Origin of the sequence: Streptomyces sp. PA03-3a (genome assembly GCF_033792735.1) — a bacterium.
Taxonomy (GTDB): Bacteria; Actinomycetota; Actinomycetes; order Streptomycetales; family Streptomycetaceae; genus Actinacidiphila.
Genome location: NZ_JARAVM010000020.1, coordinates 103,652 through 127,551 on the forward strand (window position 1 = coordinate 103,652; position 23,900 = coordinate 127,551).

A 23,900-nucleotide genomic window follows, 5' to 3' on the forward strand; every position below is an offset into this window, starting at 1 on the left:
CGTGGACCTTTCCCGCAGACGATTCCTGCAGGCGACCGTGCTCACCGCCGCGGCCGCCGGCCTCACCGCCGCGTGCGGTGGCGGCGGAGCGGGCGGCACCAGGAACGGCAAGAACCTCACGCTCTGGTACTGGGGCGGCGGGCTGAGTGACAAGGTTGTCAAGGACGCCGAGGCGCACTTCACCGAAGTGACCCTGAAGTCCGCGCAGATAGGCGGCGACTTCAAGCAGAAGCTGCTCACGACGCTGACCGGCGGCCAGTCCGTGCCCGACATCACCGGCATCAAGGGCGAGGACATGGCCTCCTTCCTGCCCAACGCCAACCGCTTCCTGGACCTCAACGACCTGGGCTTCAAGGAGGTGGCCCCGCAGTACCTGGAGTGGAAGACCAAGCTGGCGCGCAGCGAGGACGGCCGGCAGATCGGCTTCCCGATCGACATCGGGCCCACCGCGATGTTCTACCGCGCTGACTTCTTCGAGCGGGCCGGGCTGCCCTCCGAGCCGGAACAGGTCGCGGCGCAGATCAAAACCTGGGACGACTGGTTCGACGCCGGACGGGAGCTGCACAAGGCCGTTCCGTCGGCGTCGCTGATCAACAGCGCGAGCGCGGTCTTCGACATCGCCGTCGGCCAGGGCACGCAGCGCTTCGTCGACAGCGGCAACCACTTCGTCGGCGACCAGGACCACATCCGCGCCGCCTGGGACCTGGCCGTGCGGCCGTACGAGCTCGGCCTCGACGCCAAGATCAACGACAACAGCTGGAACGCGGCCATCGCCAAGGGCACGCTGGCGACCGAACTCGGCGCCGCCTGGCACGCCCTGGACATCTCCTCCGCCGCCCCCGACTCCAAGGGCAAGTGGCGCGTGGCCCCGATGCCGGGCGGTCCGTCCAACCTCGGCGGCTCGTTCCTGGCGCTGCCGCGCCAGTGCCGCAACCCCGAGCAGGCCTTCAAGGTCGTCAGCTGGCTGCTGAGCCCCGCCAACGACGCCCGCGGCTTCGCCGACGCCGCGATCTTCCCGGCCGCCCCCGCGGCGTACGCGATGCCGCAGATGACGGCCGGCGATCCGTACTTCGGCGGCCAGAAGACCATCGACGTCTTCGGGCCGGCCGCCAAGGCGATCCCGGCGGCGTACGAGGCCCCGGCGGACGCGGCCCTGATGGCGACGTACAAGACGGAGCTGACCAACGTCGAGACCAAGGGCAAGAAGCCGGACGACGCCTGGAAGGACGCGGTGGCCCAGGCCAGGCAGATCGCGCAGCGGCAGGGCGTGCGCTGACATGGCGGCGCCTTCGACCACCGGCCCCGGTTCCGTCACGGTGGACGCCACCGGCGGCGGCCCGGGGCGGCCGCGCTTCCGTCCGCGCCGCTCCGCGCCCGCGCACCACCTGCCCCGGCCGGCGGCCCGGGCCGACCGGCGCCGGGTGCTGTCCTTCTGGCGGCAGTACCTGGCGATCTCGCCGTTCTACCTGGTCTTCGGCGTCTTCATGCTCTGGCCGGTGTTCTACTCGCTCTACCTGGCCTTCCACCGCTGGGACGGCATCGGCGAGATGCAGTTCGTCGGGCTGCAGCAGTTCCGCTTCCTGATGGACGACCCGGTCTTCTGGCTGTCGATCCGCAACACCCTGGCCATCTGGGTGCTGTCGACGGTGCCGACGCTCCTCGGGGCGCTGGTTCTGGCCACGCTGCTCAACTCCGTACGGCGCTTCAAGTCCTTCTACCGGATCGCGCTCTTCCTGCCGAACGTCACCTCGATCGTGGCCATCGCGATCTTCTTCGGGGCGGTCTTCAGCAACAACTTCGGCCTGGTCAACGCGATCCTGCACATGGCCGGCCTGCCCGAGGTCCAGTGGATGAGCAACCCGTGGACCGTCAAGCTGGTCATCGCGCTGCTGATGACCTGGCAGTGGACCGGGTACAACATGATCATCTACCTGGCGGGGATGCAGGCCATCCCCGGCGAGGTCTACGAGGCGGCGCGGATCGACGGGGCCGGTCCGGTGCGCACCTTCCTGCGCATCACGGTCCCGATCCTGCGCCCGATCATCCTGTTCACGGTCGTCATCTCGACCGTCAACGGCCTGCAGAGCTTCACCGAGCCGCAGGTCCTCTTCGGAAGCAACGCGGCCAACGCCAATCTCGGCGGCCCCGGCCAGGCGGGTCTGACCACCTTGCTCTACTTCTACCAATCGGCGTTCTCCAACAACGACTTCGGCTACGGGGCCGCCATCGTCTGGGCGTTCTTCGTGCTCATCCTCGTGCTCGTCGTCGTCAACTGGCGCCTCGTCCAGCGCGGGAGGAAGTCATGACGCGCACCGTACGGTCGCTGCGCCCCAAGGGGCTCACCGCGCACCTCGTGCTGATCGTCGCTGTGCTCGTCTCGGTCTTCCCGTTCTACTGGACGATCGTCATGGCGACCAACACCACCCGCGACATCTACCGCACGCCGCCGAAGGTCTCCTTCGGCCCGCACCTGCTGGACAACGTCCGCACGGTGCTCGACAGCATCGACTTCTTCGGCTCGATGCTCAACACGCTGGCGGTCGCGAGCGTCTCGACCGTGCTCGTGCTCCTCGTCGACTCGATCGCGGCCTTCGCCTTCGCCAAGTTCGACTTCCCCGGGCGCAGGTGGCTCTTCGGGGTGCTGCTCGTCTTCATGATGCTGCCGCTGCAGCTGGCGATCATCCCGCAGTACCTGATCATGATGCACCTGGGCTGGCTCGGCACGCTCAAGGCACTCATCCCGCCCGCGCTGGCCAACGCCTTCGGCATCTTCTGGCTGCGCCAGTACGTCAGCGGGGGCGTCCCCGACGAACTCCTCGACGCCGCCCGCATGGACGGCTGCGGCTTCCTGCGCCAGTACTGGCACGTGGTGCTGCCGATGATCCGCCCGGCGCTGGCGTTCCTCGGCATCTACGCCTTCGTCAACGCCTGGAACGACTACGTCTGGCCGCTGATCGCCCTGGTCAACCCCGAGCACATCACCCTCCAGGTCGCCCTGGCCCAGCTCAACGTCGGCCGCTCCACGGACTACAGCGTCGTGATGGCCGCCGTGCTCCTCGCCTCGGCGCCCCTGGTGCTGGTCTTCGCGCTCTTCGCCCGGGGCTTCATCGCGGGCGCGACCGAGGGGGCCGTCCGGGGCTGACCGCCCGGCTCACGGGGCACCGCCGTTCGCCGCGGTGCCCCGGGCGGGCGGTCAGCCCGTCTGCACCGTGACCATGCCGTTCCCGGTGGTGGCGGTGATCCTGCGCGACGAGGACGCATCGGTCGGCACGCTGACCTGCCTCATCCCGACGCCGGTCCGGGCCCGCACGTCGTAGGCGGTTCCGGGGGGCACGGTGACGGTGACCATGCCGTTCCCGGTCGTGGCGGTGACCTCCTCCGGTGCGGCCTCGAAGCTCGCCTCGACCGTGCCGTTCTCGCTCGTCAGGGATGCCCGGCGGGCGCCGAGGGCGGTGCCGGTGACGCTGCCGTTGCCCGTGCCGAGGTCGACCGCGCCGGTGACGCCGTCCGCCTCGGCCTCCCCGTTGTCCACCCTGACGGTGACGGGCGTCGCGGGGGGCACCCTGACGACGTAGTCGACCCTGCACGGCCGGCTGTTCCCGCACCCGGAGCCGACCAGCCGCAGGGTGCCGCCCTCGACCCGATGGCGGGTGGCCGGCTTCACGGCGCCGTACTCCAGGGTCTCGGTCACCGACATCGGCCCGCTCCCCACGGTGATCCGCACCGAACCGTTCTCGTTGCGCACGTCGAGCGCCTTCGCGCCGGAGATCTCGTAGGAGCGCGGGGAGGACCCGTCGGTCGCGCCGCCGGATGACGCCTGACTCGAGGGGACGGCGGACCCGGTGGCATCGGCACCGGGCGCTCCGTCGCCGCCCGCGTCGCAGGACGGCAGGAGCCCCGCCGCCGCAAGTGCCAGGACGACCGCCATCGCGCGCCAACTCTTCACCACTGCCTTCTCCTTGTACGTCGTCGACCATCACCCCATGCGGAGCATAACGCCGCAAAGGAGGCATTCCCGATCCTCCGAAGGGGTGACTGGCCCGCCGATGCGCGGGTACACGCGCTTCGACCGCGGTGCGGCGAACGGGTGGCAGCGGCCACGCGGGCGGCGCGCGGGGCGGGCCCCGGGCGCCGCGGCCGGTAGACCTGGCGGACGGGGCGGACGGATCCGGGAGGGCAGGATGGGGCGCACTGCGGCCGAGACGGCGGGGTGGCTGCTCGTGCTGCTCGCCCTGTACGTGGTGCTGATCGGACCCGTCACGCCGCTGGAGGTCGCCGTCGGCGCGGCCGGCGCGCTGTCGGCGGGCATCGCCGCGCGCACGGTGCGCAGGGCTTCGGGCGCGACGCCGGGCGGTGCCCGGTACGCCGCCCGGGCGGCGCGCGCCTGGCCGGGCGCGGTGCTCGCGGAGACCTGGCGGCTGGCCGTCGCGGCCTTCGGAGGTCGGGCCCACCGGGGCGGCCTCCACACGCTGCGCCTGCCCCGGGGTGTCGGGGCGGGATGGGCGACGGCGATGCTGTCCGCCACCCCGGGCACCCTCGTGGTGGACGTCGACGACAGCGGCGAACGCGTCGTCACGGTGCACCGGCTGGGTGCCGGCGCGTCGGCGATGGAACGGGCGCTGGGCGCCGAGGAGGTGCGGGGATGAACGCCTGGCTGATCGCGGCCGGCGCACTCATGACCGCCGGGCTCGGGCCGTGCGCCTGGCTGGCGCTGCGCGGGCCGGCGCACGTCCGGCTGGCCGGCACGAGCCTGGCGACGACGCTGGTCGCGGTGGTCCTCCTGCTGCTGGCCCAGGGGTTCGGGCGTTCCTCCTACACCGACCTCGCGCTGGTGCTCGCCGTGCTGGGCCCGGTGGGGACGCTGGTGTTCACCCGCTTCCTGGCCGGGGAGCCGCACGAGGGCGGTGGCGCAGCGACATGACGGCCCGTCATGTGATCGCGCTGGCGCTGCTGGCCGCGGGCTGCGCCGTGCTCGTGCTGTCGGCGGCGGCGCTGGTCCTGCTGCCCGGCCCCTACCGCCGGCTGCACGCCCTCTCGCCCGCCGGCGCGCTCGGCGCACCGCTGGTGGCGCTGGCGCTCGCGGTGGAGACGGGACCGGGACGCGCCGCCCTGAAGCTGCTGTTCGTCGGACTCCTGCTGGCCGCCGGCGGCACCGTGACCACGATGGCACTCGGGCGGCTGACCGTACGCATGGACGAGCGAAGGGGACCCACCGCGTGACGGGCACCGATGTGCTGGTGGTGGTCGCGCTGCTGCTGGTGGCGGTGACCGCCACCGCGGCCGTGCTGACCCGCGACCCGGTACGGCAGTCGGTCGTGCTGGCCTTCCTGGGCCTGGCACTCGCGCTGCTGTTCACCGTGTTCCAGGCGCCGGACGTGGCGCTGTCGCAGCTGGCCGTCGGCTCGGTGCTGACGCCGCTGCTGATCCTGCTCACCGTCCGCAGGGTCCGGCGCGGGCCCGCGGCCGGGCGGCCCCGGAGGGACCGCGGATGAGGCGCGGCACGCGGATCCGGCTGTTCGCCGTCGCCGCCGCGGTGCTGTTCGCGGGCTGGGTGCTGGCCTGTGCCGAACTGCCTCCGTTCGGCGGTGACGTCCATCCCTACGGGGAGCGCGCGGTCGCCGCGGCGCTGACCCGGCACACGGCGAACGCGGTCTCCTCCGTCAACTTCGACCAGCGGGCCTTCGACACCCTCGGCGAGGAGTCGGTGCTGTTCGCGGCGGTCCTGGGGGCCACGGTGCTGCTGCGACTGGCCCGCGACGAGCGCAAGGTGGTCCCGGCGCCGCGGACGGTGCTGCCGGCCACCCGGCTGCTGGGCGCGCTGCTGCTGCCGGTGGCGCTGCTGACCGGCTGGTACGTCGTCGCGCACGGCCAGTTGAGCCCCGGCGGCGGATTCCAGGGGGGCGTGGTGCTGGCCTCGGGCCTGCACCTGGCGTACGTGGCCGCCGACTTCCGGGTGCTGGGCCGGGTGCGCCCGCTGGCCGTCCTGGAGGTGACGGACGCCCTCGCGGCGGCGGCGTTCACGGCGCTGGGCCTGGTGGGGCTCGCGGTGGCCGGCGCCTACCTGGCCAACCCACTGCCGCTGGGCGCCTTCCGCGACCTGGCCTCGGGCGGACTCGTGCCGCTGGTCAACGCCGCCGTCGGGGTGGAGGTGGGCTCGGGCGTCGTCGTCCTGCTCGCCTCCTTCCTCGACCAGGCCGTGGAGGTGACGGACAAGTGAGCGTGCTCCCCTACCTCGTGGCCGGCTGGCTGTTCCTGGCCGGCATGTACGGCCTGGTGACCAGCCGCGACCTGATCCAGGCCGTGGGGTGCCTGAGCGTCACCCAGGCCGGGACGTACGTGCTCCTGCTGGCCGTCGGCTACCGGCGCGGCGGGACCGCCCCCGTCTTCTCCGACACCTCCGTGCGCACCCCGGTCGTCGACCCGGTCGTCCAGGCGATGGCCCTGACCGACGTCGTGGTGGGTGCGGTGGTGACCGCGCTGCTGCTCAGCCTCGTCATCCAGTTGCGCAAACGGCACGGCACCCTGGACCCGGAGTCGCTGACCGGGCTGAAGGGCTGAGGGCGCCGACCGTGGGGCCGGACGCCCTGCTGCCGCTCGCCGTCGCCGTTCCGCTGCTCGGCGCGGTGCTGCTGGCCGTGTGCGGCCGATGGCTGCCGCGGCTGGGCTGCGACGTGCTGGCGACGGTCTGCGCCGCGGCGGAGGTCGTCGTCGTGGCGGCGCTGTGGGCGGGCGCGGGCGACGGGCTGTCCGTTGCGTGGCTCGGCGGCTGGCGGCCGCAGCCTCCGGGCGGCCACGGCGTCGGCATCGTCCTCGCCGCGGACCGGGTCGGCGGCGGGATCGCACTGCTCGCGGCGGTGCTGGTGCTGGCGGTGGTGGTCTACTCGTGGCGCTACTACGCCGAGCAGGGCGGCGACCACGCGGGGAACTTCCCGGCGCTGCTGCTGCTCTTCGACGCGGGCATGTGCGGATTCGCCCTGACCGGCGACCTCTTCGACGCCTTCGTCTTCTTCGAGCTGATGGGCGTGGTCGCGTACGCCCTCACCGGGTACCGGATCGAGGACCCCCGTCCGCTGCAGGGCGCCCTGACCTTCGGCCTCGTCAACTCGCTCGGCGCGTACACCTCCCTGATGGGCATCGGCCTGCTGTACGCGCGCACCGGCGAGCTGGGCTTCGCCGCCATCGGACGCGAACTGGCCCGGCACGGCGGGCCGGACGCCCTCGTGGTGTGCGGCTTCGTGCTGGTCGTGACGGGGCTGCTGGTGAAGGCCGCGATGATCCCCTTCCATCTGTGGCTGCCCGACGCGCACGCCGTCGCGCCGACCCCGGTCTGCATGCTGCTGTCGGGCGTGATGGTCGAGCTGGGCGTCTACGGGGTCGCACGCGTCTACTGGGCGGTCTTCGCAGGTCCCGGCGGCGTCCCGCCGCACGCGCTGCGCTACACCCTGACGGCGTTCGGGGTGCTGACCGCGCTGGTGGGGGCGGTGATGTGCTGGCAGCAGCGGCACCTGAAGCGGCTGCTGGCCTTCTCCACCGTCTCGCACGTGGGCCTGTTCCTGGTGGGCGTGGCCACCCTCACCCCGCTGGGCACCGCGGGCACGGCCGTGTACGTCGCCGGGCACGCCGGCGCCAAGGCAGCGCTGTTCGGCCTCACCGGGGTGCTGCTGGACCGGTACGGCTCGGTCGACGAGCACGGACTGCACGGCAGGGCCCGTCAACTGGTGCTGCCCGGCGTGCTGTTCCTGCTCGCCGGGCTGGTGCTCGCCGGGCTGCCGCCGTTCGGCACGGGGCTGGGGAAGGCGCTGGCGGAGGACGCGGCGGCGCACTGGCTGGGGTGGCTGCCCGCCGTGTACCTCGTGGCCTCGGCGGTGACCGGCGGCGCCGTGCTGCGTGCCGCGCTGCGGGTCTTCCACGGCGCCGGGGCGCCTCCCGCGTCCCACCCGTGGGAGCCGGAGACCAGCGGCGAGGGCGAGGAGCCGGAGATCCGCGGGCCGCGCCGGGTCCTGCCGGTGATGATGGTCGCCGTCCCGGCGCTGCTGCTCCTCGGCAGCCTCGCGGTCGGCACGGTCCCGGCGGTGGGCGCCTGCCTCGCCCGTTCCGCGACGGTGTTCACCGACCACGCGGGCTACGCCGCCGCGACGCTCGGCCCGGCGCGTGCGCCCGCTCCCGCCGAGCCCCCTCCGGCGGCCGACTGGACGCCGGAGGGCGTGCTGCTGGGCCTGCTGTCCACGGGCGCCGCCGCGGCCCTGGCCGCGGCGTCCGTGTGGGGCCCCGGTGCCTCGGGCGCCCTCGCGCGGCGCGCCCGTGCCGCCGCGGGCGCGGTGACCCGGACGGCCGTCGTGCCGCTGCGGCGGCTGCACTCGGGACTGCCCGGGGACTCCGTCGCCTGGCTCGCCGTCGGTGTCGCGGCGCTGCTCGTCGCCTTCGGCGCGCAGGCGGGCGGCGGATGACGCGTGGCGGTCGCGCGGACCGCCCGCCCCGGGCCATGCGGCACGACCGGGCCCCGCTCGCCGCGCTCGGCTTTGTGCTGTCGATCGCGGGGGCGCCGGCACTGGCGCGGTTCGGGGAGGCGGAGCAGGACGCGCCGCCCGCGTCGGCCGCGGGCGGCGCGCCGTGAGGCACGGCTGCCGGTCAGCCGGTCACCGCCCCGGCCACGTCCACTCGGCGACCTCGGGCAGGTCCGTGCCGTGCTCGCGGATCCACGCGTGGTGCCGCAGCCGGGAGTCCTCCATCAGCTGCCGTACCGGCGCGGCCCGCACGGCGAGCCCCGGTACGCGGTCGATGACGTCCATGACCAGCCGGAAGCGGTCGAGGTCGTTGCGGACGACCATGTCGAAGGGCGTGGTCGTGGTGCCGATCTCCTTGTAGCCGCGCACATGCAGGTGGGCGTGGCCGGTACGGCGGTAGGCGAGGCGGTGGATGAGCCACGGATAGCCGTGGTAGGCGAAGATCACCGGCTTGTCGCGGGTGAAGAGCGCGTCGTACTCCGGGTCGGCCATGCCGTGCGGGTGCTCGTCCTTGGGCACCAGCCGCGCGAGGTCGACCACGTTGACCACCCGTACGGCCAGCTCCGGCAGGTGACGGCGGATCAGCGAGGCGGCGGCCAGCACCTCCTGGGTGGGGACGTCACCGGCGCAGGCGAGGACGACGTCCGGTTCGCGGGTGCCGTCCTCGGTGCCCGCCCACTGCCAGACGCCGGCGCCCCGGGCGCAGTGGGCGCGGGCGGCGTCGAGGTCGAGCCAGTCGAAGCAGGGCTGCTTGCCGGCGACGACGACGTTGACGTAGTCGCGGCTGTGCAGCACGTGCTCGGCGGTCGACAGCAGGGTGTTGGCGTCCGGCGGCAGGTAGACCCGCACGACCTCGGGCGCCTTGTTGAGGATGTGGTCGATGAAGCCGGGGTCCTGGTGCGAGAAGCCGTTGTGGTCCTGGCGCCACACGTGCGAGGTCAGCAGGTAGTTCAGGGAGGCGATGGGACGGCGCCAGGGCAGCGCCCTCGTCGTGCGGAGCCACTTGATGTGCTGGTTGACCATCGAGTCGACGATGTGGACGAAGGCCTCGTAGCAGGAGAACAGCCCGTGCCTGCCGGTGAGCAGATAGCCCTCCAGCCAGCCCTGGCAGGTGTGCTCGGACAGGATCTCCATGACGCGGCCGTGCCGGTCGAGGTTCTCGTCGACGGGAAGGACCTCGGCCTGCCATGCCTTGCCGGAGGCCTCGTAGACCGCCTCCAGCCGGTTGGAGGCGGTCTCGTCGGGGCCGACGAGCCGGAAGTCGCGGCGCCCGGCGGTGTCGGCCATGACGCGCTCCAGCAGGCCCCCGAGGATCCGGGTGGGCTCGTGCAGGGTGACGCCCGGCTTGTCGACCTCGACGGCGAACCGCTCCAGCGGCGGTACGGGCAGGTCGCGCAGCAGCAGCCCGCCGTTGGCGTACGGGGTGGCGCCGAGCCGCAGGTCGCCCTCGGGGACGCAGGCGAGCACCTGCGCGGTGGGCGCGCCGTCCTCGTCGAACAGCTCCCGGGGCCGGTAGGAGCGCATCCACTCCTCGAGCTGCCGCAGGTGCTGCGGGTTGTCGCGGACCGCGGCCAGCGGCACCTGGTGGGCGCGCCAGGTGCCCTCCACGGGCAGGCCGTCGACCTCGGCCGGGCCGGTCCACCCCTTCGGCGTGCGCAGCACGATGACCGGCCAGCGCGGACGCCCGCGCTCCCCGCCCTCGCGCGCGGCGGCCTGGATCCCGGCGATCCGGTCGAGGGCGGTGTCCATCGCCTCGGCCATGGCGGTGTGCACGGCCAACGGGTCGTCACCGGTGACGTGCAGCGGTTCGTGGCCGTAGCCCCGCAGCAGTTCGTCGAGTTCTCCCTCCGGGACGCGGGCGAGCACGGTGGGGTTGGCGATCTTGTAGCCGTTCAGGTGCAGCACGGGCAGGACCGCCCCGTCGTGGACGGGGTCGAGGAACTTGTTGGAGTGCCAGGACGCGGCGAGCGGCCCCGTCTCGGCCTCGCCGTCGCCGATCACACAGGTGACGACGAGTTCGGGGTGGTCGAAGGCGGCACCGTAGGCGTGCGAGAGGGAGTAGCCGAGCTCACCGCCCTCGTGGATCGAGCCGGGGGTCTCCGGCGCGACGTGGCTCGGCACGCCCCCCGGGAAGGAGAACTGCCGGAAGAGCCGGCCCATGCCCGCGGCGTCACGCGAGACGTCCGGGTAGGTCTGCGCGTACGTGCCCTCCAGCCACGTGTTCGCCAGGACGGCCGGGCCGCCGTGCCCCGGTCCCCAGACGGCGAGCTCCCGCTGCCCGCGGGCCTTGATCACCCGGTTCAGGTGGGTGTACACGAGGTTCAGGCCGGGCGAGGTGCCCCAGTGGCCCAGCAGCCGCGGTTTCACGTGTTCGGGGCGGAGCGGTTCGGCCAGGAGCGGATTGCCCATCAGGTAGATCTGGCCGACCGCCAGGTAGTTCGCGGCGCGCCAATGGGCGTCGAGGGCACGGAGCTCCTCGTCGTGCATGGCTTCCTCCGAAACGTCGGGTACAGGAGACCTCTCCTTCCCAGACTCGCCATGTGCGACAACGGTCCGCTAGGGCCGGATGGGGCCTCTTCCGTCGGTCCGGACGACGGGGGGATGTCCGACACGGGCCGTGATCCGAAGTGCCCGTGCCGGAGGAGGACGCAGGGAAGATCGCCCGTTGAGCGGTTTCGGGCGAACCGGACCGCTTTCGGCGCATCCCCGGCACGGCCCGTCCCCAGGCCCTACGGTCCCGGAACCGGCCCCGTAAGGACGCCCGGATCGACAGGGAGACCACGATGCACGAGACCCGGACCGACTCGGCGGCCCCGGCGGTCGGCGACCCGGCCGCCGAGGAGATGTTCCGCGCGCTGCTCGAGGCGGCCCCGGACGCGATGGTCATCGTGGACGGCACCGGTGTCATCAGACTGGTCAACGCGCAGACCGAGTCCCTGTTCGGCCACACCCGGCATGAACTGCTGGGCCGCCCCGTCGAGGTGCTGGTCCCCGATCGCTTCCGCGGCCACCACCCCGACTACCGGCACGGCTACGCGCACAACCAGCAGGTGCGCCCGATGGGCGCCGGACTGGAGCTGTACGGACTGCGCAAGGACGGCCGGGAGTTCCCCGTCGAGATCAGCCTCAGCCCGCTGCAGACCGCCGACGGCCTGCTGATCTCCGCCGCGGTGCGCGACGTCAGCGAGCGCAAGGCCGCGGAGGAGCGCATCAACGAGCTGGCGGTGCTCGTGGAGTCGTCCCAGGACGCGATCCTCGCCAAGACCCTCGACGGCCGCATCACCTACTGGAACGCCGCGGCGCAGCGGCTGTACGGCTACTCGGCTGAGGAGGCGATCGGCCGGCACGTGTCGATGCTGGCCCCGGAGCACCTGAAGGAGGAGATCGCGACCCTGCTGGAACGGCTCGCCCGCGGCGAGCGGGTCGAGCACTTCGAGATGCTGCGGGTGACCAGCGCCGGGCGGCTGCTGGACGTCGACGTGACCCTCTGGCCGATCCGCGGTCGGGACGGGGCCATCGTGGGCGCCTGCTCCATCGTGCGCGACATCGCCGACCTCAAGCGTGCCGAGGAGGAGCTGACGGAGCTGTACCGGCAGCAGCGGCACATCGCGCTGACCCTGCAGCGCAGCCTCATGGGGTCGCCGCCCGAGCCGCCCGGCATGCGCACCGCGAGCCGCTACTTCCCCGCCACTCAGGGCGCGGGCGTCGGCGGCGACTGGTTCGACCTCGTCCCGCTGGGCGGAGGCCAGGTGGGCGTGCTCATCGGCGACGTGATGGGGCGCGGCCTCGAGGCCGCCGCGGTGATGGGGCAACTGCGGTCGGCGGCCCGCGCGCTGGCCAAGACCGGGATACCCCCGCGGCAGTTGATACAGGCCCTCGACGCCTTCGTCGCCGACCTGCCCGACCAGCTCGTCACCTGCTGCTACCTGGTGGTGGACCCGGACGCGGGCGAGGTGACGGTCTGCTCGGCGGGCCATCTGCCGGTACTGCTGGTGGATCCCGGTCCCGACGCCGCCGTGCGGGAGCTGCCCGCGCCGATCAGCGTGCCGCTCGGTGTCGGCGACGTGCCGCACCAGCAGGTGTGCCTGCCCGTGGCGGCGGGGTCGACGCTCGTGCTCTACACCGACGGGCTGGTCGAGACGCCCCGCTCCGACATCGACGAGCAGCTGCGCCGCCTGGGCGCGGAGCTGCGTACCGCCTTCGCCCGCGCCCCCGGGCTGGAGGAGGCCGCCGACATGGTGCTGGCCTCTCTGCGCCCCGACGCCGACGGCCACGCCGACGACGTCACCCTGCTGCTGGCCCGGCTGCCCGAGGCACCGCTCGCCTCGACCGCCATGGAGGTGACGGCCGTCCCCTCGGCGGTCGCCGACGGGCGCGGCTTCGTCTGCGAGACCCTGGCGCAGTGGGGCTGCGCGGACGTCTCGGACGCCGCCTGCCTGCTGGCCTCGGAGGTCCTCACCAACGCCGTCCGGCACGCCCAGGGGCCGCTGCGACTGCGGCTGCACCGTACCGACCGGGAGATCACCGTCGAGGTCACCGACCACAGCACCCACATCCCGCAGCGCCGTCCGGCCGAACTCGGCGACGAGTCGGGGCGCGGCCTGCTGCTGGTGGAGGCCTTGGCCACGGGTTGGGGCACGCGGCCGTCGAGCGAGGGCAAGACGGTGTGGTTCACCCTCCGGCTGGCGCAGGGGTGACGCCGGGGGCGCCGCCGCGGGGCGCCGCGGCCATCTCGGCGAAGTGCGGGTTGTACATCATGCCGATCAGGTTCCCGAAGGGGTCGACGGCCGCGCCCGCGACGAAGTCGTGGCCGTGGTCGCGCGGCGCCTCGTGCGCGCGGGCCCCCAGGGAGAGCAGTTGCTCCCAGACCGCCCCGACGTCGTCGACGTGCCAGTAGGCGACCACGCCGGCGGGCGCCGAGGGCGTACGCGAGACGCCCAGCTCCTGGCTGTGGTCGCCGAGGCGGAACTCGATGTCGTCCGGGGTGTCGAAGTAGGGCTCGACGCCGAGCAGTTCGGAGTACCAGGCCTTCGCGGCCGCGAGGTCCTCGGCGTGGTAGCGGATGGTGGCCAGACCGCGGAATGTCGATGTCATACCGTCATGCTCGCGCGGCTCGCGGTCAGTTCCGGTCCGCATTGCGCGAGTCCCGGCGCCCGGACGGCGGTGCGGGCCCGCCCCAGGGCCGCGCGCCGCCGGTCCCGCTCCGGGGCCCGTCCGTAGCATCGGGTCCATGGCAACCCTGTGGGAGCTCATGCGCGACTGCATCCCCGACGACCACGCCCGCCAGGTCACGTCGCGCTTCTACCTCGACGAGGCCATGACCTCCCCCCGGGCACCGGACCGGGTGGTGGACCTCGGCTGCGGCCGGGGCGGCTCCGCCGCGTACTTCCGCCGGCACAACCCGCGGGTGCGCTGGGTGGGCGTCGACATCAGCGGCTCCCCCGAGGCACGGCAGCGCACCCCCGGCGACGACCCCGTCCTGTACTACGACGGCGTCCGGCTGCCCTTCCGCAGCGGCGCCCTCCCGCTGGTCTACTCGCACCAGGTGTTCGAGCACGTCTCCCGCCCGAGGGAACTGCTGGCCGAGATCGGACGGGTGCTGCGGCCGGGCGGGGTCTTCATCGGCAGCACCTCGCAGTTCGAGCCCTACCACTCCTTCAGCCTCTGGAACTACACGCCGTACGGCTTCCGGGTGCTGGTCGAGGAGGCCGGACTCGCCATGGAGGAGATCCGGCCCTCGCTGGACGGGGTGACCCTCATCATGCGCTCGTACCACGGGCGGCCGCCGGAGTACGGCCGGTACTGGGACGAGGCGTCACCCCTGAACGCCGAGATCGACACCTGGGCGCATCGGACCAAGCGCGGCGCCGCCCTGGCGAACCTGCGCAAGCTCACCTACTGCGGGCAGTTCGCCTTCCGCGTCCGCAAACCCGAGGACGCCGGCGCGACGGCGCCTGCCTGACACCCCGCCGCCTACGGGACCTGCTGCAGCGACTGCGGGCCGAGTTCCCCCGGGCGGGAGTGGCCCGACAGGGCGAGGGTGAGGTCGAACTCGGCGAGCAGGCAGCGTACGACGTGCTCGACGCCCGCCCTGCCGCCGAGGCCGAGGCCGTAGGCGTAGGGGCGGCCGAGGAGCACGGCGGACGCGCCGAGGGCGAGAGCCTTGAAGACGTCGTCGCCGGTGCGGATGCCGCTGTCGAAGAGGACGGCGAGGCGGTCGCCGACGGCGCGGGCCACCGCGGGGAGGGCGTCGGCGGCGCCGATCGCGCCGCCCACCTGGCGGCCGCCGTGGTTGGAGACGACGACGCCGTCCATGCCGGCGTCGGCGGCCAGGCGGGCGTCGTCGGGGTGCTGGACGCCCTTGAGGACGATGGGGCCGTCCCAGTTCTCGCGCAGGAAGGCGAGGTCGGGCCAGGTCTTGCCGGGGTCGGCGAACATGCCGACGAAGTGCAGTACGGCGGCGTTCAGGTCCTCCTCGACGGGCTTGGCGAGTCCGGCGAGGAACGCGGGGTCGGTGAAGTAGTTGGCGGTGCCGATGCCCTTGAGGAAGGGCAGGTACGCCTGGTCCAGGTCGCGGGGCCGCCAGGCGAGCAGCGGGGTGTCGAGGGTGACGAGCAGCGCCGTGTACCCGGCGGCCCTGGCGCGGCCCAGGAAACTGCGCGTCACCTCCCGGTCCTTGGCCCAGTACAGCTGGAACCAGCGTTCGGCGTCGCCCATGGCCTCGGCGACGTCCTCCATGGGCGTGCTGGACGCCGAGGAGAGTACGAACGGCACCCCCTGCGCCGCGGCGGCCCGGGCGGCCGCGCACTCGGCGTCGGGGTGCACGATCGACAGGACGCCGACCGGGCCCAGCGCGAGCGGGGCGCTCAGCGTGCGGCCGAGGACCTCCACCGACAGGTCGCGCGACGACACGTCGCGCAGCATGCGCGGCACGATCCGCAGCCGGTCCAGGGCCTCCCGGTTGGCGCGTTCCGTACGGCCGCTTCCCGCACTGCCGGCGACGTACCCGAAGGGGCCGGGGGCCAGGCGCTCGGCGGCCAGTGCCTCCAGCCGCGTCAGATCCGTGGGGAGCGCGGGCAGCACGCCGGCGAGCCCGTTGAGGTAGATCTCGTACTGGTGGTCCGCCCGGTCGCCCATCCCTGTCCCTGTCCCGTCTGTCGGTGCCGAGAGCAGGACTGTGTCAGGGCCTGGCCGCCGCGTCCACCGTCCGGTCAGGCTTCTTCCGGCAGCTCGGCCGCCATGTCGGCGCGTACGGCGGCGTTTCGGCGGGAGATCACCAGCGCGGCGGCGGCGGCGCTGGCCGCGAAGGAGGCCGCGACCGTCCAGGGGCAGTCCAGTACGCCGCCGGTCAGGTGGTCCAGGGAGTACCGGCCGGGTCCCGCGAGGCCGATCGCGGCCGCCGTGAAGCCCAGGAAGGCCGGGAACTCGAAGCCGCCCGAGGCGGAGAAGAAGCCCGCCGGCAGGTGCACGGAGACCGCGCCGGCCATCCCCCCGGCGGCGGCCGCGCCCGCGGCCGGGGTGGCCAGCCCGAGCGCCAGCAGGGTTCCGCCGCCCGCCTCGGCGAGGCCCGAGGCGAGCGCGCTGCGCCGGCCGGGCCGGAAGCCCATGGACTCCATCGCCTCGCCGGTGCCCTCCAGGCCGTGACCTCCGAACCAGCCGAAGAGCTTCTGGGTGCCGTGCGCGACGAGCACCGCGCCCGCCCCGAGGCGCAGCGCGAGCAGTCCGAGGTCCTTGCGGCGGCTGTTGAGCATGACGGGGTCCTTCCGGGGCGGTGCGGACGCGTACGGCCAGTCTCGGCGCCCGCCGCGGGGCACGCCGCCCGCGATGGGCCGTCCGGGCGGTCAGGAGGCGATGGCCACGGCCTGCCGTACGCAGTCCTCGGAGCCCAGGGCGCGGAGCATGAAGTCGGCGAGGTCGGCCCGGCTGACCCGGGAGGCGAGGCCAAGCCGAAGATCGGGTCCGGTGCGGTAGACGCCGGAGTAGCGGCCGCCGGTGATGACCGCGGGACGCACGATCGTCCACAGGTCGCCCTCGGCGCGGATCACCTCCTCCTGCCGGTCCTTGTCCCGCATGATGGCCGGGATGACCAGCGAGGTCGCGACCCGGTACGCGCCGCGCCTGCCGGGTCCCGACCCGTACGCCCCGACGGCCACCAGCCGCCGTACGCCGAGTGCCCGCATGGCGGGGAGGATGCGCCGCATCGCGTCGGCGCAGACGGTCCCGCCGCGCGGGGAACGCGTGCCGAGGGCGCTGAGCACCCCGTCGGTGCCCGCCACGACGCGGCCGACGGCCTCGGGGTCCCGGACGTCGCCGGGCACCACCGTCAGCCGTTCGTGCGGGGGGAGCGCGGCGGGGTCGCGGGCCAGGGCGGTGACCTCGTGGCCCGAGGCGAGCGCCTGCGCGAGGAGTTCGCGTCCCACATGGCCGGTGGCTCCGAAGATCGCGATACGCATGTCGGCACGGCTCCGGGTCGGGGACGGGTCACCGGCCATCCTGGTCCACCGCCCGCCGGGCGGCTACTTCAGCAGCCGCGACATCCTGCGGTCGGCGAGCGGCTTCCCGCCGGTCTGGCAGGTGGGGCAGTACTGCAGGGATGAGTCGCTGAAGGAGACCTCGCGGATCGTGTCGCCGCAGACGGGGCACGGTTCGCCGGTGCGCCCGTGCACCCGCAGCCCGGTCTTCTTCTCGCCCTTCAGGTCGCCCGCGGCAAGACCGCGGGAGCGTTCGACGGCGTCCAGGAGGGTGGTGCGCAGCGCTTCGTACAACCGGCTGACCTCCTCCTCGGAGAGGTTCGCGGCGAGCGCGTACGGCGACATCCGGGCGGCGTGCAGCACCTCGTCCGAATAGGCGTTGCCGACACCGGCGATGACGCCCTGGTCGCGCAGGACGCCCTTGATGCGGCGGCGTTCGCCGGAGAGGAGGGCCGCGAAGACCTCGCGGGTGAAGGCGGGACCGAGCGGCTCGGGGCCGAGCCGGGCGATGCCGGGGACGTCCTGGAGGTCCCGGACGCAGTGGACGGCCAGCCGCTTCTGGGTCCCCGCCTCCGTCAGGTCGAAGCCGGCTCCCTCCGGTTCCGCCATCAGCAGCCGCAGCGCGAGCGGGCCCTTGCCGGGGCGGGGCGCCGTCGTGGGCAGGTCGTCCTTCCAGCGCAGCCAGCCGCCCCGGGCCAGATGGACGGCGAGGTACGGGCCCGCGCCGTCGTCGGTGGTGAGGACGAGGAACTTGCCGCGCCGCCCCACGGAGGTCACGGTACGGCCGTGCAGCGCGTCCAGCGGCGGGTCGTAGGTCTTGAGGACGCTCACCGCCACGGGCAGGATCCGGGCGATGGCGTGCCCGGCTATGCGGTCGGAGAGGAACCCGGCCAGGGCCTCGACTTCGGGCAGTTCCGGCATGCGACCAGTGTGCGCCCCGGGGCGGCGGGGTGCGAGCGGCGTCCGGACGGCCCCACCCGGTATCGGCGTTCAATGCCGCGCTGTGAGCGGACAGTTGGATCTTCGGGAGAACTGGACATCGGGCCGCCGGATGTGAATGATCGCAGCCATGGCCGATTCTCTCCCCCTGCCCGCCGAGGCACCGAGCCACCCGGACCCGGGTGCGCTGGACCCCACCGAGGTGATACCCCGGCCGCAGCCGGTGGAGGCCGGTGAGGCCTCGGAGGTCCGGGTGATCAGCGGAGAGGTCGTCGGCGGCCGCCACCGCGGGCAGCGCCGCGGGCCCGGCCGCAGCTCGGTGGGCACGGCCGTGCTGACGGCGACCGGCGCCGTCGCGGGGCTGTCCATGCTGATGCCGCACGGCGGCTCCGGCGACGTCGCGAAAGCCGCCCAGGAGCCGGTCAGGACCGTACCGGACGGGGTCGTCGGGGAGACCATGGTGCCGACCGCGGCGGGCGCCGCCGTCGCCGCCGAGACCCCGAAGTCCAGCCCCGAGGCGGTCACGAAGTCCGCGTCCAGGGGCACGGACACCGGCGCCCCCACGAGCGGCACGGGTACGGGATCCGGCGCCCGCGACGCCGCGCGCACGGACGTCCCGGACGGCCCTCCCGCCCCGGGACGCCACGCCCGCGTCAGCGGCGACTGGGACAGCCAGGACTGGCAGGAGGCCGTGGCCCGCGCCGTCGCCGCGCACCGCTCGGGCGAGCAGGGGCACCTCGGCGGCCGGCACCGCGCCGGCGGCGGCTCCGGCCGGCACGGCGATTCCGGCGGTGACCGGTGGGGCGGCGGCCGGCAGGGGGACTGGTCCCGGGGCGGCTGAGCCGCTTGCGGGCTGACACGGCTTCAGTGCGGCGCCGCACCGAGGCGGGTGCCGCACCGGGGAGGGGTGCCGCACCGGGGCCGGGCGCGCTCAGGGACGTCAGGGCAGTGCCTGCTCGGCCCAGATCGTCTTGCCGGTGGGCGTCCGCCGGGATCCCCAGCGCTGCGTGAGCTGGGCGACGAGCAGCAGCCCGCGGCCGCCCTCGTGGAAGCTCCGGGCACGGCGCGGGTGCGGGGCGGTGCTGCTGGTGTCGGAGACCTCGCAGATCAAGGTGGCGTCGCGGTCAGCCGGAGCTGGATCGGGCCGCCACCGGCGTAGCGGATCGCTTCGGTCACCAGCTCGCTGACGACCAGTCCGGTGATGAACACGGCCTCCCCGAGCCCCCATTCCCGCGGTGCTCCCCGGCCGCGCCGCGCGCGTCGGCGACGACGACCGGTTCGTCGGGCAGTTCCCATGTGACGACCTGACGCGCGTCGAGCGCCCGGGTGCGGGCGATCAGCAGGGCGATGTCGTCGCCGGGCCGGTCCCGCAGCGGCCCGTACAGCACGTTGTCGCAGAGTTCCTCCAGGCTCCCGGCAGGCCGGGTGAGCGTCCGGGCGAGCGTCGTGAGCCCCGCGTCGACGTCGTGTCCGGCCGACTCGATCAGGCCGTCGGTGGAGAGGGCCGGCAGGCTGCCCTCGGGCGGTTCTGACTCAGCCGACTCGAAGGGCAGTCCGCCCGTGGCGCTCCTCCCCCTCCCCGCGCTCCCCGAGGCCGGTGCGCCTTCCCATGGGTACGTCCTCGTCCTCATGGCCGTTCCCGCTCACCACGGTCCCCCGCAGGGGCACTCTCAACCGGCGTGCGCCGCGGGGCGGCGGCGCGCACCGCACGGAACCGCCGGCTCACGCGCTGTCGCCCTCTGGGCAACGCCGCCCCGACGGACGAGACTGAGGCCAGGCGAGTGTGAGGAGTGGCGCAGGTGACGCTGAAGGTCGATGACCCGCCGACGGCCTCCCCCCGGCCCGCCGCCTCGCCCTGGACGCGCGGCGCGGCGGCCGCGGCGGCGGGGGCGCTGCCCGCGCTGGCGTTCCCCGCGCCGTCGCTGTGGTGGCTGGCGTACGTCGCCCTGGTGCCGTGGATGCTGCTGGCGCGCGCCGCGCCGACCGGGCGGCGGGCCGCCCTGGACGGGTGGCTGGGCGGGGCCGGGTTCATGGTGGCCGTGCACCACTGGCTGATCCCGAGCCTGCACGTCTTCATCGTGCTGATAGCGCTGCTGCTGGGCGCCTTGTGGGCGCCCTGGGGGTGGCTGGTGCGGCGGCTGCTCGGCGGCACGCCCGGCCGCCGCTCAGTGGTGGCGGCGACGGTCCTGGTGCCGTGCGCCTGGCTGCTGGTCGAGCTGGTGCGGTCGTGGGAGTACCTGGGCGGGCCGTGGGGCCTGCTGGGGGCGAGCCAGTGGCAGGTCGCGCCGGCGCTGCGGCTGGCCTCGATCGGGGGCGTGTGGCTGGTCAGCTTCCTGGTGGTGGCGGTCAACACGGCGCTGGCCGCGCTCCTCGCCGTGCCCTCGTCCCGGGCCGCCGCGGGCTCGGTGCTGGCGGCCGCGGCGGTGGGCACGACAGCGGTGTGGGCCTGGGCACCGGCCCCGGCCCGCGGCGGGGAGTCCGTGCGGGTGGCGGTGGTGCAGCCGGGGGTGATCGACGGGCCGCAGCCGCGCTTCGACCGTGGGGAGCGGCTGACCCGTGCCCTCGCGGGCAAGGGCGTGGACCTGGTGGTGTGGGGGGAGAGCAGCGTCGGCTTCGACCTGTCGGCGCGCCCCGATCTGGCAGGCCGGCTGGCCGCGCTGTCCCGGGACGTCGGCGCCGACATCCTGGTCAACGTCGACGCCCGGCGGGCGGACGGCCTCGGGATATCCAAGACCTCGGTGCTGATGGGCCCGGACGGGCCGGCCGGCCCGAGCTACGACAAGATGCGGCTGGTGCCCTTCGGCGAGTACGTCCCGGCCCGCACCGTGCTGGGCTGGGCCACGTCGGTGGGCAGGGCGGCCGGTGAGGACCGGATCCGGGGCGAGCACCAGGTGGTCATGGACGCGGGCCCGGTGCGGCTGGGCCCCCTGGTGTGCTTCGAGTCGGCCTTCCCGGACATGAGCCGCCACCTCGCGGACGACGGGGCGCAGCTGCTGGTGGCGCAGTCCTCCACGTCCTCCTTCCAGGGCAGCTGGGCGCCCGCGCAGCACGCCTCGCTGGCGGCGCTGCGCTCCGCGGAGTCCTGGCGGCCGATGGTGCACGCGACGCTGACGGGGATCAGCGCGGTCCACGACGCCCGCGGCGAGCGGCTCGGCCCGGTGCTGGGAACGTCGCGCAGCGCGGCGCAGGTGTACGACGTGCCGCTGGACTCCGGGCGCAGCCCGTACGACCGGCTCGGGGACTGGGTGCCCCGGCTGGCGGTGCTGCTGCTGGCCGGGGCGGGGGCCTACGAGGCGGCGCTCAGGAGGTCTGCTCGGTCACGGCGGTGACGACGCGCTCGCACAGCTCGTGGGTGAGCAGCGCGTCGCGGGCGTCGAGGGGTCTGCCGTGCCGTACGGCGTCGAGGAACGCGAGGGCGATCCCCTCTATGCCGCGCTGGCGGGCGACAGGCACCCAGTCGCCGCGGCGGCGGACGGTGGGCTGGCCCTTGTGGTCGACGACCTCGGCCAGGTTGAACACCTGGCGCTTGCTGTCCTGGCCCATGACCTCCAGGACCTCCTCGCTGGAGCCGCTCATGCGGTTCATCACGCCGATCGCGGTGAAGCCTTCGCCGGACAGCTGCAGCGTGACGTGGTGGAGCAGCCCGCCGCGGACCCGGGCCCGGACGTCGGTGTGCTCGACGGGGCCGGGGAGGAGGAAGCGCAGGGTGTCGACGACGTGGATGAAGTCGTCGAAGACGACGGTACGCGCGGTCTCCGGATGCCCGATGCGGTTCTTCTGCATGAGGATCAGGTCGCGCGGGTGGTCGGCGCACTGCACGTAGCCCGGCGCGTGGCGGCGGTTGAAGCCGACCGTGAGCCCGACGCCCCGCTCCTCGGCGAGCCGCACCAGGTGCTCGGCCCCGGCCAGGTCGTAGGCGAGCGGCTTGTCGACGTAGACGGGGACGCCCGCGGCGATGAGGCGTTCGGTGATCTCGACGTGCGTCTCGGTGGGGGCGTGCACGAACGCCCCGTCGAGCCCCTGGTCGAGCAGGGCGTCGAGGGTCTCGTGGCGGTGCGCGACCGGGACGCGGTGGGTGTCGCCGACGGTGTCGAGGGTCGCGCGGGTGCGGGTCTGCAGGTGCAGCTCCACCCCCGGCTGGGCCGTGAGCACCGGCAGGTACGCCTTGCGCGCGATGTCGCCGAGTCCGATGACCCCGATCCTGAGGGGTTCCATGTGCCGCTCCCGCCTACGCCTGCCGTGCCTGACCAGTGCCGTCGGCAGCATACGGGCCGGTCGGCGGGCGCCAGTCGGCGATCCCGTCGAGGCTGCGCAGGGCCAGGCGCGGGCCGACCAGGTCGACGCCGGCGAACAGGGCGCCGCGCAGGGCGACGGCGGGCCGGGACGACCAGGTGGTGAGCCTCCCGACGCTCCACGAGCGGCGTACGACGCGGGTCGTGCGGGGCAGCCGCTGCGCGGTGTACGCGGCGAGGGCGCGCGCGACGGCCTGCTCCCCCGCCTCGGGGGCGGCGAGGTGGGCGAGGACGACGGCGTCCTCCAGGGCCTGGCAGCCGCCCTGCCCGAGGTTGGGCGTCATGGCGTGCGCCGCGTCGCCGAGCAGGGCGACGCGCCCCTGATGGAAGGCGGGCAGCGGGCGGGCGAGGTGGTGGACGTCGTTGCGCAGCACGGTCCCGGGGGCGGCGGAGTCGATCAGCCCGGGCACGGGGTCGTGCCAGTCGCCGAACAGCCTCCGCAGCTCGGTGCGTTCGTCCCCGTCCGGGGCCCGGCCGCCGGGCGGGGTCACGGCGGTGGCGTAGCAGTAGACGCGGCCGCCGGTGAGCGGGACGGTGCCCCACAGCCGGCCGCGCCCCCAGGTCTCGTGCGGCAGGTACGCGGCGGGTGCCGGCACGACCGTGCGCCAGCTGGTGAACCCGCTGTAGCCCGGCCCCGGGTGCTCCGGGAAGAGCGCGCCGCGCACGGCGGAGTTGATCCCGTCGGCGGCGACCACCAGATCGGCGTCGATCGTCCCGTCCTCGGTGGTGACCCTCCCTTCGGGGGACGCCGACACGACCCGGGTTCCGGTGCGCAGCGCGCCGTCGGGCAGCAGACCCGCGAGCACGGCGACCAGTTCCGCCCGGTGCGCGACGACCACGGGCCCACCGAAGCGTTCGGCCGCGGCCTCACCGCTGGTCCGCGACAGCCAGCGCCCGTCGGGCCGCCGCAGCCCGCCCTCGCCCTGGAAGGCGGCCATCGCACGCACCGCGTCCCCCACCCCGAGCACGTCCAGCGCGCGCAGGGCGTTGGGCGCGATGCCGATCCCGGCGCCGACCGGCTCGAGCGCCGTCGCCCGCTCCAGGACGGTCACCCGCCAGCCGCGCCGGCGCAACGCCACGGCGGCGGCCAGGCCCCCGATCCCGGCCCCGACGACGACGGCGTGCGGCTGCTGCGATGTACGGCTCATGGTGTCCGCTCCCTCCCGGGCACTACAGGTGTAGTTGTTACCGTACTACACCTGTAGTGGGCGGGAGGGGCAGGACGCCGTGCCCCGCACCGGACCGGCTGCACGAAGGGGACGGCAGGTCCGACGACCGCGACGGCGCAGGCGGGGCGCGCGGATCGCCCCTGCCGACGGCGGTGGGCCCGGCCACGACGCGCCACCGCCGACAGACGCGCGGAGCGGACTCCCCGGCCACGCTGCGGGCGCCCGCCCGAGACCTCCACCCGGAGCCGCCAGACCCCGCAGGCAGCCCACCCGGGTCCCTCCGCCGCGCAGGACGCGCCACGCGTCACGGGTACCGCGTGGCGCCCAGCCGGGCTGCCCGGAAGCGGCATCACGCGAATCCATGCAGAGGCGAGGGCCGACGGCGGTCACCGGTCATCGAGGGCCGGGAACGTCGTCACCCCGGAGGGCGGACCGATCATCGGCCGAGCCGTCCGGCCGGCGCCCGGGGCCGAGTGCACCCGGCCACGCCGGGACCGGTCGGCGGCCCACACCGCTCAGCCCTCG

General features: G+C 74.2%; 23 protein-coding genes and 2 pseudogenes. 15 read left to right on the forward strand and 10 right to left on the reverse strand.

Going from position 1 to position 23,900, the window contains the following annotated elements; translation table 11 throughout:
* The first annotated feature begins 1 nt into the window (after position 1).
* The 3 genes from PV342_RS23975 (at position 2) to PV342_RS23985 (ending at position 3,142) form a co-directional block, all read left to right on the forward strand.
* The gene (locus PV342_RS23975; protein ID WP_400807668.1) at positions 2 to 1,276 is read left to right on the forward strand and encodes an ABC transporter substrate-binding protein; all 1,275 of its coding nucleotides are present in this window, start codon (positions 2 to 4) and stop codon (positions 1,274 to 1,276) included.
* A 145-nt stretch (positions 1,277 to 1,421) separates the two neighbouring features.
* Entirely contained in the window at positions 1,422 to 2,306 is an 885-nt protein-coding gene (locus PV342_RS23980) for a carbohydrate ABC transporter permease (protein ID WP_400807760.1), read from the forward strand.
* Positions 2,303 to 3,142 (forward strand): carbohydrate ABC transporter permease, encoded by an 840-nt coding sequence (locus tag PV342_RS23985; protein ID WP_386991776.1) that lies wholly within the window; start codon positions 2,303 to 2,305, stop codon positions 3,140 to 3,142. Before PV342_RS23980 ends, PV342_RS23985 begins: the two co-directional genes overlap by 4 nt.
* Positions 3,143 to 3,193: 51 nt before the next feature.
* On the opposite strand, the gene PV342_RS23990 is transcribed toward PV342_RS23985, so the two are convergent.
* Positions 3,194 to 3,949, reverse strand: coding sequence for a DUF4097 family beta strand repeat-containing protein (locus PV342_RS23990; RefSeq protein ID WP_500318651.1), 756 nt, complete (start codon positions 3,947 to 3,949; stop codon positions 3,194 to 3,196).
* A 232-nt stretch (positions 3,950 to 4,181) separates the two neighbouring features.
* Here PV342_RS23990 and PV342_RS23995 point away from each other — a divergent pair, with 232 nt between their 5' ends.
* From PV342_RS23995 to PV342_RS24030, 8 genes are read left to right on the forward strand one after another with little or no spacing between them, the layout of a single operon-like run.
* Positions 4,182 to 4,646 carry a Na+/H+ antiporter subunit E gene (locus tag PV342_RS23995; protein WP_386991772.1) on the forward strand — a complete coding sequence of 155 codons (465 nt, stop codon included), beginning with the start codon at positions 4,182 to 4,184 and terminating at the stop codon, positions 4,644 to 4,646.
* Positions 4,643 to 4,921: an MrpF/PhaF family protein gene (locus PV342_RS24000; RefSeq protein ID WP_400807673.1), complete on the forward strand. Its 279-nt coding sequence runs from the start codon at positions 4,643 to 4,645 to the stop codon at positions 4,919 to 4,921. The genes PV342_RS23995 and PV342_RS24000 overlap by 4 nt, the downstream gene beginning before the upstream one ends.
* On the forward strand, positions 4,918 to 5,220 hold the full coding sequence (locus PV342_RS24005) for a monovalent cation/H(+) antiporter subunit G (RefSeq protein ID WP_386991768.1): 303 nt from the start codon (positions 4,918 to 4,920) through the stop codon (positions 5,218 to 5,220). The genes PV342_RS24000 and PV342_RS24005 overlap by 4 nt, the downstream gene beginning before the upstream one ends.
* A complete protein-coding gene (locus PV342_RS24010) occupies positions 5,217 to 5,492 on the forward strand; it encodes a Na(+)/H(+) antiporter subunit B (protein ID WP_400807676.1) in 276 nt (91 codons plus the stop codon). Before PV342_RS24005 ends, PV342_RS24010 begins: the two co-directional genes overlap by 4 nt.
* Positions 5,489 to 6,217 (forward strand): MnhB domain-containing protein, encoded by a 729-nt coding sequence (locus PV342_RS24015; protein ID WP_400807679.1) that lies wholly within the window; start codon positions 5,489 to 5,491, stop codon positions 6,215 to 6,217. The genes PV342_RS24010 and PV342_RS24015 overlap by 4 nt, the downstream gene beginning before the upstream one ends.
* Entirely contained in the window at positions 6,214 to 6,558 is a 345-nt protein-coding gene (locus tag PV342_RS24020; protein WP_386991763.1) for a sodium:proton antiporter, read from the forward strand. The genes PV342_RS24015 and PV342_RS24020 overlap by 4 nt, the downstream gene beginning before the upstream one ends.
* Before the next feature lie 11 nt (positions 6,559 to 6,569).
* Positions 6,570 to 8,447: a complex I subunit 5 family protein gene (locus PV342_RS24025; RefSeq protein ID WP_400807681.1), complete on the forward strand. Its 1,878-nt coding sequence runs from the start codon at positions 6,570 to 6,572 to the stop codon at positions 8,445 to 8,447.
* Positions 8,444 to 8,614 carry a hypothetical protein gene (locus PV342_RS24030; protein WP_500318652.1) on the forward strand — a complete coding sequence of 57 codons (171 nt, stop codon included), beginning with the start codon at positions 8,444 to 8,446 and terminating at the stop codon, positions 8,612 to 8,614. The genes PV342_RS24025 and PV342_RS24030 overlap by 4 nt, the downstream gene beginning before the upstream one ends.
* Before the next feature lie 22 nt (positions 8,615 to 8,636).
* Here the strand turns inward: PV342_RS24030 and PV342_RS24035 are convergent.
* Positions 8,637 to 11,048, reverse strand: a pseudogene (locus tag PV342_RS24035) (phosphoketolase family protein); the annotation flags it as partial.
* Positions 11,049 to 11,287: 239 nt separating this feature from the next.
* On the opposite strand from PV342_RS24035, the gene PV342_RS24040 reads away from it, so the two are divergent.
* A complete protein-coding gene (locus PV342_RS24040) occupies positions 11,288 to 13,201 on the forward strand; it encodes a PAS domain S-box protein (RefSeq protein WP_400807686.1) in 1,914 nt (637 codons plus the stop codon).
* Here the strand turns inward: PV342_RS24040 and PV342_RS24045 are convergent.
* Positions 13,176 to 13,598 (reverse strand): VOC family protein, encoded by a 423-nt coding sequence (locus PV342_RS24045; RefSeq protein ID WP_400807689.1) that lies wholly within the window; start codon positions 13,596 to 13,598, stop codon positions 13,176 to 13,178. The two genes, PV342_RS24040 and PV342_RS24045, sit on opposite strands and share 26 nt — an antisense overlap.
* A gap of 136 nt (positions 13,599 to 13,734) precedes the next feature.
* Here PV342_RS24045 and PV342_RS24050 point away from each other — a divergent pair, with 136 nt between their 5' ends.
* Entirely contained in the window at positions 13,735 to 14,466 is a 732-nt protein-coding gene (locus PV342_RS24050; protein WP_500318653.1) for a class I SAM-dependent methyltransferase, read from the forward strand.
* Positions 14,467 to 14,477: 11 nt separating this feature from the next.
* Here PV342_RS24050 and PV342_RS24055 read toward each other — a convergent pair whose 3' ends face one another.
* The 4 genes from PV342_RS24055 to PV342_RS24070 all read right to left on the reverse strand — a co-directional run bounded on the left by PV342_RS24055 (position 14,478) and on the right by PV342_RS24070 (position 17,896).
* Positions 14,478 to 15,641: a lactate 2-monooxygenase gene (locus tag PV342_RS24055; RefSeq protein WP_400807693.1), complete on the reverse strand. Its 1,164-nt coding sequence runs from the start codon at positions 15,639 to 15,641 to the stop codon at positions 14,478 to 14,480.
* Positions 15,642 to 15,715: 74 nt separating this feature from the next.
* Entirely contained in the window at positions 15,716 to 16,255 is a 540-nt protein-coding gene (locus tag PV342_RS24060) for a DoxX family protein (protein ID WP_400807695.1), read from the reverse strand.
* Between the two features lie 90 nt (positions 16,256 to 16,345).
* Positions 16,346 to 16,957 carry an NAD(P)-dependent oxidoreductase gene (locus tag PV342_RS24065; RefSeq protein WP_386991749.1) on the reverse strand — a complete coding sequence of 204 codons (612 nt, stop codon included), beginning with the start codon at positions 16,955 to 16,957 and terminating at the stop codon, positions 16,346 to 16,348.
* A 63-nt stretch (positions 16,958 to 17,020) separates the two neighbouring features.
* Positions 17,021 to 17,896 (reverse strand): Fpg/Nei family DNA glycosylase, encoded by an 876-nt coding sequence (locus PV342_RS24070; RefSeq protein ID WP_500318654.1) that lies wholly within the window; start codon positions 17,894 to 17,896, stop codon positions 17,021 to 17,023.
* A gap of 148 nt (positions 17,897 to 18,044) precedes the next feature.
* Here PV342_RS24070 and PV342_RS24075 point away from each other — a divergent pair, with 148 nt between their 5' ends.
* Complete coding sequence (locus PV342_RS24075) at positions 18,045 to 18,755, forward strand: hypothetical protein (protein ID WP_500318655.1); 711 nt, start codon at positions 18,045 to 18,047, stop codon at positions 18,753 to 18,755.
* A gap of 99 nt (positions 18,756 to 18,854) precedes the next feature.
* Here PV342_RS24075 and PV342_RS24080 read toward each other — a convergent pair.
* Positions 18,855 to 19,473 (reverse strand): annotated as a pseudogene (locus PV342_RS24080) (ATP-binding SpoIIE family protein phosphatase); the annotation flags it as partial.
* Between the two features lie 240 nt (positions 19,474 to 19,713).
* Between PV342_RS24080 and lnt the strand changes: the two are divergent.
* Positions 19,714 to 21,243: an apolipoprotein N-acyltransferase gene (gene lnt / locus PV342_RS24085; protein ID WP_500318656.1), complete on the forward strand. Its 1,530-nt coding sequence runs from the start codon at positions 19,714 to 19,716 to the stop codon at positions 21,241 to 21,243.
* On the opposite strand, the gene PV342_RS24090 is transcribed toward lnt, so the two are convergent.
* Both PV342_RS24090 and PV342_RS24095 read right to left on the reverse strand, forming a co-directional pair.
* Positions 21,215 to 22,129 (reverse strand): Gfo/Idh/MocA family protein, encoded by a 915-nt coding sequence (locus PV342_RS24090; protein ID WP_018558632.1) that lies wholly within the window; start codon positions 22,127 to 22,129, stop codon positions 21,215 to 21,217. The two genes, lnt and PV342_RS24090, sit on opposite strands and share 29 nt — an antisense overlap.
* 13 nt (positions 22,130 to 22,142) lie before the next feature.
* On the reverse strand, positions 22,143 to 23,354 hold the full coding sequence (locus PV342_RS24095) for an FAD-dependent monooxygenase (protein ID WP_386991741.1): 1,212 nt from the start codon (positions 23,352 to 23,354) through the stop codon (positions 22,143 to 22,145).
* Positions 23,355 to 23,900: the final 546 nt, after the last annotated feature.